Below are 7,980 nucleotides of genomic sequence, written 5' to 3'. Positions count from 1 at the left end.
GAGCTACACATACAACGGCAGCCAGGTCGACGTGATCATCGAGAAGGTGGCGCTGACCTTCAACGGTTCGACGCTGACGGCGGCCCAGGTGCCTGCCGGCACCAACTACTCGTTCCGCATTGCCGGCACGGTTGCGGCCAGCGCGAACCTGAGCAACGGTGCTGCCGATAATCTGTTCGACAACGCCAACGGCGGCTCGTTGAACCTGCCGTTCACCGTTCTCCTTGCCAAGCTGAGGACCGCGGGGGCACTGAGCGCAACGCAGGTCGACGCGCTCACGCCGAAGTCGACCGCTACCTTCCCCGTGACATTCGCGGTGTCGGGCCAGGGCGGCAAGGCAGTCAACGTCGGCGCGCTGGTCAACGGCAGCGCGCAGAAGACGTCGGCGCAGACGGTGGAAACTGCCTCGGCAAAGGTCAGCGGCAACGGCATCAAGACCACGGTGACGCTGAATCCCTGATCGGTTGGCAGTCAGGCCCTCCCTGTAGTCCGGGGAGGGCTGCCCGGTCATTCGTCACGCGCGCCCGCAGGCGCGATGGCGGGTGACCGGCTTCTTTTTTGTGTGCAGTTTGCCGGACCACGACCCGGCCAACGCCGTGGATGAGGTCCGCCCCCTGGCCTCGGAGTCTCCCTATGCTGTTGTATCGCACGCGCTGGCTCGGCAATGCCGGCGCATTGATGCTGGGCTTGTCATGCGCTGGCGTTGCCAATGCGGCGCCCGACGATGTGTTCTTGCAGGCCGAACCCACCACGGGCGAGTTCACTGCATTTCGCGCGGAGGCCAGCTATGACATGGTCAACAACGCCATGGACATCTTCAACAGCCATGGCGGCGCGCCGGACAATGCCGGCAATTACCGCGGCGGCAAGCTGATGCTGGGCTACAAGTTCTCGCCGAAATGGTCGGGCTCCGCCACGTACTGGCGCCGCGGCATCGACTACGGGCCGGACAACAACCAGATCGATACCTGGATGCTGGCCTTGCACTACGACCCGCTGGCCGAGCCCGGCGCGCGCGACCGCCTGCTGGTGCGTTTCTCGCTATGGGGCGACCACTCGGGTAGCTTGAGCCGCTCTTCCGCCCTGAAGGTCAGGAATGCCACGTTCAACAGCGTCACGGTCAACAATGCCAATGACATTCAGGGCCAGGCCGATGTGATCTTCTCCGGTGACCTGACCGAGCGCAACAAACTGACGGGGTTTATCGGCCTGGGCGTCAGCCGTGTGACCATCGGCGGGCTCAATACGCGGTTGCAGCAGGGTGGGTGCAATTTCAACGTCGGCATCAACTCCGACAATGTCGCCAACGGCAGCCTGGCCGCGCCTTGCCGCGTTGGCAACGTCAACCTGCAGTCCGCGAGTTTCTCGACCGACGCCGGGCAGTACGGGCTCAATATCAATGACGATTTCAACTACACCGCCGGCTACCTGAACCTAGGCGGCTCGTGGCGCTGGAAGTACGAGAATTTCACTGCCAGGCTGGGCTACCAGTTCCAGTACCTGCTGCGCAGCAACGTCGATAGCCGTGCCAGCGCGTACGGCAATTCCCCGATCAAGTCGAATCACACGCTGGGGCTGGAGTTGTCGTATGCGGTGGTGAAGAACGTCGAAGTGTTCCTGCGCGGGCAGGGCTCGCTGCACAACTTCGTGGGCACCATTCCGTTTCTCTACAATGCCGCCACGGCGGGCAAGATGGACCGCTATTACGGCTATGGCTCGATTGGTATCCGCTTCTCGGGTTTTTAGGGCAAGGCTCGCGGAATTCGGGTTTCGGGGCGCGGCCGGGATTGAAGGTGCGAGATGACCGGCGTGCGCGCCAAGCGCGGCCGGCGAGGTGAATGGCAACGGGACTGGAGGGGGACGGCCTGACCCGGAAAAAGAAGGGTGTAGGTGCAGGGCGCCCCTACACCCCTTGAGTGGTTCAGCAAGGGGTCAGTCTTGCTGGGACGGATTGTCTTATGGGTTGTATTGCGTCAGTACCCTGCCTTGGTAGGTGGTCCTACTTAGGAGGGGAACCGGGGTCTGCCGTGGATGGCTGGGCGCTGAAAGAATGGGGCCGGGCGTGCATAAGGGACGGTTTTCAGGTTTGCCGTAGTTTGAAATCGCCGTTAGCGGAGCCAGTAGAGTTGCCGGGCGGCATGACGTTGTCGCGATGTGGCGTGTTCGCTTGCGGTTCCCAGGTGATGAATGTGCAGTCGTGCCCGACCGTGAAAGGGCCTTCCAGGAGCTTAGATTGCATTACGCGTTTATCAGGGGCAAGGTGTCTGCCCGCCAGGCGGCCTCGCATCCGGACGTGGCCAGCGCCGGGCCGGAGGGCGAGGGCCATGCCGCGGCAGCGCGCATGGCGCGGCTGCGGCGGTTGATGTCGCGGCCATCGGGCGCCATGGATCGCAGCCTGGATAGCGAGGAACTGCTTGTGCTCACCAGGGACGACCTGATCGGCGCCATCGAGCTCGGACATATCTACCCGGTGTTCCAGCCGCAGATCAGTGCGCAGCATGGCGGCATCGTCGGGCTGGAAGTGCTGGCGCGCTGGTCCGACAAAGGCCGGCATCATGCGCCGGAGACGTTCATCGGCAGTATCACCAGCCATGGGGTGGAAACCCTGCTGCTGGATCATTTCCTGGGTGCTTGCGGGCGCGTGCAGACTCGTTTTCCCCGCTACGCGGGCCGGTTCGCCCTTAACGTCAACCCGAGGACCGCGGCCGCCGCGGGGTTTGTCCAGGGCTTTGTGCATGCCAGCATCTCGCATGGACTGGATGTTTCGCGGGTGGTGCTCGAGCTGACCGAACAGACCCGGATCTCCCGCGAGGGCGAGGCTCGCCTGCTGGAGAACCTCAACGCGCTCTCGGCGCGCGGCATGGTGATCTCGCAGGACGATTTCGGTTCCGGCTACGCATCGCTGCAAGCCCTTGGCCTGCTGCCATTCACGCAGGTCAAGGTCGACAAGACCTTGTTGCACCGGGCGCGGCATGCCGAACGCGCCAGGCGGCTGTTCTCTTCGTCGATGGACCTGGCACGCTCGCTGGAACTGCAGACCGTGGCCGAAGGCGTGGAGAGTCCGGACGATATGGTGCTGGCAAGATCGCTTGGAGCGGACTTGCTGCAGGGATATGCCATTTCGCCGCCGGTGCCCTTCGAGAGGCTGGTGCTTTGAGCGAGCCGCCGGGCCACGGGGCACCCCTGCGCCCTGTAGAGCCTTCCATGGCCTTGCGTTGACTACCGTTATATACACCGCTATATTTCGGAAATTGGGCAATGGCCGGCTACCGCACGGCCGCCGCCAGAGCCGGCATGGCTGGCGTGTCCAACTCCACAAGGCATTGCCGTGAACCAGTCGTTGCTGATCCTTGATGCGTTTTCGCTGTCGCCTGGCGAGCCGGCATGCCGCGCGCTGGCCGGCGTGCTGGAAAGCGCCAACGCCGGCAGGCTGCCTCGGTTCGCGCAGTGGCTCGGCCTGGCTGAGCCCGAGTTCTGGCAAATGCTCGATCATTGCTTCCCCGGCGCCAGGGCGGCGGGGTGGGCGCCCGAGTCGGCGCCTGTCGATGCCGCCGCGCTGCCTTGCGAGTTTGCCGACCTGGTGGAGATGCTGGTCTCCTCGGGCGATCCGGCCCGCACGGAAACGCGCTGGGCCGCTCATGCGCTGGCCAGCGGCTGCTTTGGCGGGTCCCATCTCTGGCACGACATGGGCCTGGCCGGCAGGCACGACGTTTCGCGCTTGCTGCGGGACTACTTTCCCTCGCTCCATGCAGCCAACACCACGGACATGAAGTGGAAGAAATTCTTCTACCACGAGCTATGTCTGCGGCTGGACCTGCATCCCTGTCCTGAACCGGCTTGCGCCGGCTGCGACAATTACGCCGGCTGCCACGGCACCGAGACGGTGATCGGCTGGCATTAGGCCGGCACGCGCCCACGGGGATGCTTTCGTGCGGGTACTACATGCCGGTGCGGGTGGCCGCAGGCAGAACGCCGGTTTGCTCCCCTCTCCCATGAAATGGGAGAACAACCGGGGCCAGGGGAGCTACGGCAGTGCTGGAACCAGCCCGGCGGCGAATCGACCCACACGAGAGTCGGATGAACTCAAAAAACCGCAAAATCTGCAAGGCTCCCTCCGGTACATTGCGCGCCATGGAGACCACATGAAGCCCGAAACCCGAAACCAGTACGCCCAGCGCCTGGACCCCGTCCTGCGCTGGCTGGCAAGCCATCCCGACGCTGACCCGGACCTGTACCGGCTGGCGGACCTGGCCTGCCTGTCCCCGTATCACTTCCATCGCGTCTATCGCGCGATGATGGGAGAAACGGTGAAGGCCACGGTGCAACGCATCCGCATGCACCGTGCGGCCGTTGCGCTGGCGGGTACGGAAGCTTCATTGCGTGATGTGGCGCTGCGTGCCGGATATGAGTCGGACGCGGCGTTCATCCGGGCCTTTGGCGCGACCTTCGGCATGCCGCCGGGACGGTATCGCGCAGCCCGCTCCCGTCCCTTCGACCCTCAGGAGCTATCCATGTATCCCATCACGATCGAAACCTTTCCTGGCACCATGCTGGCCGCGCTGCGCCATCACGGCAGCTATCAGGAAATCGGCCCGGTGTTCGCCCGCGTCTTCATGCTGGCGGCCAGCCGCGGCGTTGCCAGCCAGGAAACCGCCGGTTTCGGTGTGTACTTCGACGATCCCGAGCAGGTGCCGGTTGACCAGTTGCGTTCGCTGGCCGGCATGTCGGTTGCGCCGGATGCGGACCTGGGAGAGGAACTGGTGCGCTTCGAAATCCCGGCGTGCCGTTGCGCGATACTGACCTATACGGGCCCCTACAACGAGATGAACAAGGCCTATAACTGGATGTTCTCGGAGTGGCTGCCGAACAGCGGGGCGGTGCCGGCGGACTTTCCCATGTTCGAGCAGTATGTGAACGATCCTCGCATCACGCCGCCCGCGCAATTGCAGACGCGGATCTACATGCCGGCGAAGTAGGCTGCCGGCGGAAGGCATCGGCTGCGTGATCGTCAACGGCACCGTCACATGGGAGCAGGACGGCCACACCGGGGCGCGGGCGGGGCAGGTGATTACCCGCGGGCGCCAGCCATAGCCGGGTGCTACAGCATCGCCGTATGCAGGTGATGCGGATCGTCCAGCGTATCCGCCACGATCTGCAGCGACTCTTCCATCTCGTCGCGGTCGCCCGGTCCGCCCAGGCAGAGGCGGATCGCGTCCGGCGGGTTGCCGTCCGTAGAGAAGGCCGCGCTCGAGACCGCGCCAATGCCGCGCGAGCGCAGGTGCAGCGCCAGCTCGGACGGACGCCAGCCGCTGTCCTGCGGTACCGGCAGCCAGAGATGGAAGCCTTCGGGGTCGGCATCATAGGGCCGCCCGGCGAAGACCTCACGGGCCACCAGTTGCCGGGCCACGCTCTCGGCGCGAATGGCCTTGAGCATGTCTTCCGCCGTGCCATCCTTGATCCATGACGTGGCCAGCAAGGTGTTGAACGGGCTCGCCATGACGGTGGTGGCGCGCAGGGTGCCGGCCAGGCGCTGGGTCTGGCGCGCGGTGGGGCCGTTGATAAAGGCAATGCGCAATCCCGCGCCAAAGCACTTCGACAGGCCGGTTACGTAGTAGGTGAGTTCGGGCGCGAGCGTGGCCATGGCGTCGGGCGTGCGCTGCGGCAGCATGCCGTAGGCGTCGTCCTCGATGATCGGCACGCTGTAGCGCAGGGCGATATCCGCGAGGATCTCGCGCCGTCCTTGCGGCATGGTTCGGGTGCTGGGGTTCTGCAGCGTCGGGTTGCAGTACAGCGCGCTGGGCTTCTGCGTCTTGCACAGGGTTTCGAACGCCGGGCCAAGCGGCCCTTCCTCGTCGCTGGGCAGGGCCTGCAACTGCACGCCGAGTTGCGTGGCGATGGCCTTGATGCCGGGATAGGCCAGCGTATCCAGGCAGATGGTCTGCCCCGGGCGGGCCAGCAGCGATACCAGCGCCACCAGGGCGCTGTGGATGCCGGGGCAGATCAGCACGGTATCCGCGCGGCAGGCGGGCACGTAGCGCTTGAGCCATTCCGTGGCCACGGCGCGGTCGGCCGGCGTGCCGCCGAAATCCTGGTAGCGCAGCAGGCTGTACGGATCGGTGGCACCCATCAGGCGCCCGGCCGACTCGCGCAGCCGCRCCGTCAGCACCGGCGGCTCGGGCGGCATGTTCATGGTCATCTCGGCACCGGTGCCCGCGCGCAGCGGCAACGCCGGGGCGCGCCCCCGGACAAACGTGCCGCTGCCGGCCTTGGCGTCGATCAGCCCGCGCTTGCGCGCTTCCGCGTAGGCGCGCGCCACGGTGGTGTAGTTGAGCCGCAGCGCCTCGGCCAGGTCGCGCAGCGCCGGCAGCCGGTCGCGGGCCTGCAGGCGGCCGCTCGCCAGGTCTTCCTCGATCAGGTCGGGGATCGTCAGGTAGGCGGGTTTGGCGCTCTCGGAGAGGCGTTTCAGCCAGTGGCTGGCAAGACCGGACAAGGGGGGCTCCAGGCGATTCATGCGTACAAGGTACCGAGGCATCAGGCTATCACATTGATCGCTTTATATGCCTTAAGTGATTGCATTTTTTAGTGCTCGATGATGGTGCGTGATTGCAGGATTGCACCGCTTCCGGGCGTCCGCGCGGGGCCGGCGCGTTCCGCCCCAGTGCATGCCCCATATTGGCCTGTACCGGTCAGGGCACAGTCGATTGCCGCCGCTTCCACCATCCGGAAAATCATCCATGCGATCAATGAACGATTCCCTGCTTGATCGCTAATTGATTGCATTGATCGGCGGGGTAGATGGCATAGCCCGTGCTCATGGAGTGGTGTCGGCCCCCCCGGCCGATCGATCGAACGAATACGCGAACGAAATGCGCGGACGATCGACAGACCCACCCACCCTATGGAGCACAGCATGCCCGCAGTCAACAAACCGGCCCACAAGAAAGGCGATTTCCTGGTCGACTACGAAGAGAAGGTCTTCGAGGACGTGAAGGCGGAGCCGGGCGAGAAGGCGCTGGTCACCTTCCACACCGTCGCCTTCGAGGGCTCGATCGGCTTCGTCAACCTGTTGCAGGCCACGCGCCTGCAACGCAAGGGCTTCGAGACTTCCATCCTGCTGTACGGCCCGGGCGTCACGCTGGGCCTGCAACGCGGCTTTCCCACGCTGGGCGACGAGGCCTTCGCCGGCCATCTCAACTTCAACAAGCAGATCACCAAGTTCATGGAAGAGGGCGGCAAGGTCTACGCCTGCCGCTTCGCGCTGCAAGCGCTCTACGGCCACGGCGAAGCCTCGCTGATCGAAGGCATCCGCCCGATCAGCCCGCTCGACGTGCTGGACCTGAAGCTTATCCACCGCAAAGAGAACGCGCTGATCCTGGATACCTGGACGGTTTGAGAGACAGATAGAGACAGAGACAGATAGAGATAGAAAAGGCGGGCACCACCATGTCACAGAAACGCATTGTGCGCGCGGCCGCGGTCCAGATTTCCCCGGACCTCGAGCACGGCGAAGGCACCCTCGGCAAAGTCTGCGAGGCCATCGACAAGGCCGCGCGGGAAGGCGTGCAGCTGATCGTCTTTCCGGAAACCTTCCTGCCGTACTACCCGTACTTCTCCTTCGTGCGGCCGCCCGTGCAATCCGGCAGCGACCATATGCGCCTGTACGAGCAGGCGGTGGTGGTGCCCGGCCCCGTCACCCATGCCGTGTCCGAGCGCGCGCGCCGGCATGGCATGGTGGTGGTGCTTGGCGTCAACGAGCGCGACCACGGCAGTCTTTACAACACGCAACTCATCTTCGATACCGATGGCCGCCTGGCGCTCAAGCGCCGCAAGATCACGCCGACCTTCCATGAACGGATGATCTGGGGCCAGGGCGACGCGGCCGGCCTGAAAGTGGCAGATACCGCGATCGGCCGCGTGGGCGCGCTGGCCTGCTGGGAGCACTACAACCCGCTGGCCCGCTACGCGCTGATGACCCAGCAC

7 protein-coding genes and 1 pseudogene are annotated in these 7,980 nt (G+C 64.9%); 7 read left to right on the top strand and 1 reads right to left on the bottom strand.

What is annotated here, in order from left to right:
* The 5 genes and pseudogenes from AC1DKD_RS36615 to AC1DKD_RS36595 form a co-directional block, all read left to right on the top strand.
* Window positions 1-460: pseudogene (locus AC1DKD_RS36615) on the top strand (hypothetical protein); the annotation flags it as partial.
* A gap of 173 nt (window positions 461-633) precedes the next feature.
* Window positions 634-1,746, top strand: coding sequence for a hypothetical protein (locus tag AC1DKD_RS36610; RefSeq protein WP_441625722.1), 1,113 nt, complete (start codon window positions 634-636; stop codon window positions 1,744-1,746).
* Between the two features lie 487 nt (window positions 1,747-2,233).
* Window positions 2,234-3,157 (top strand): EAL domain-containing protein, encoded by a 924-nt coding sequence (locus AC1DKD_RS36605; protein ID WP_441625720.1) that lies wholly within the window; start codon window positions 2,234-2,236, stop codon window positions 3,155-3,157.
* Between the two features lie 171 nt (window positions 3,158-3,328).
* Window positions 3,329-3,901: a nitrogen fixation protein NifQ gene (locus tag AC1DKD_RS36600; RefSeq protein WP_441625718.1), complete on the top strand. Its 573-nt coding sequence runs from the start codon at window positions 3,329-3,331 to the stop codon at window positions 3,899-3,901.
* A 241-nt stretch (window positions 3,902-4,142) separates the two neighbouring features.
* On the top strand, window positions 4,143-4,976 hold the full coding sequence (locus AC1DKD_RS36595; RefSeq protein WP_441625716.1) for an AraC family transcriptional regulator: 834 nt from the start codon (window positions 4,143-4,145) through the stop codon (window positions 4,974-4,976).
* Between the two features lie 122 nt (window positions 4,977-5,098).
* On the opposite strand, the gene AC1DKD_RS36590 is transcribed toward AC1DKD_RS36595, so the two are convergent.
* On the bottom strand, window positions 5,099-6,490 hold the full coding sequence (locus tag AC1DKD_RS36590; protein WP_477144386.1) for an aminotransferase-like domain-containing protein: 1,392 nt from the start codon (window positions 6,488-6,490) through the stop codon (window positions 5,099-5,101).
* A 420-nt stretch (window positions 6,491-6,910) separates the two neighbouring features.
* On the opposite strand from AC1DKD_RS36590, the gene AC1DKD_RS36585 reads away from it, so the two are divergent.
* A complete protein-coding gene (locus AC1DKD_RS36585; RefSeq protein WP_035811662.1) occupies window positions 6,911-7,393 on the top strand; it encodes an MSMEG_0572/Sll0783 family nitrogen starvation response protein in 483 nt (160 codons plus the stop codon).
* Between the two features lie 50 nt (window positions 7,394-7,443).
* The coding region (locus AC1DKD_RS36580) for a nitrilase-related carbon-nitrogen hydrolase (RefSeq protein ID WP_477144385.1) at window positions 7,444-7,980 on the top strand (537 nt) is incomplete at its 3' end.

It is taken from the genome of Cupriavidus sp. 05T313 (assembly GCF_056396665.1).
The sequence above is the reverse complement of the archived record's forward strand: the minus strand, read 5'-3'. Positions and strand labels throughout refer to the sequence as shown.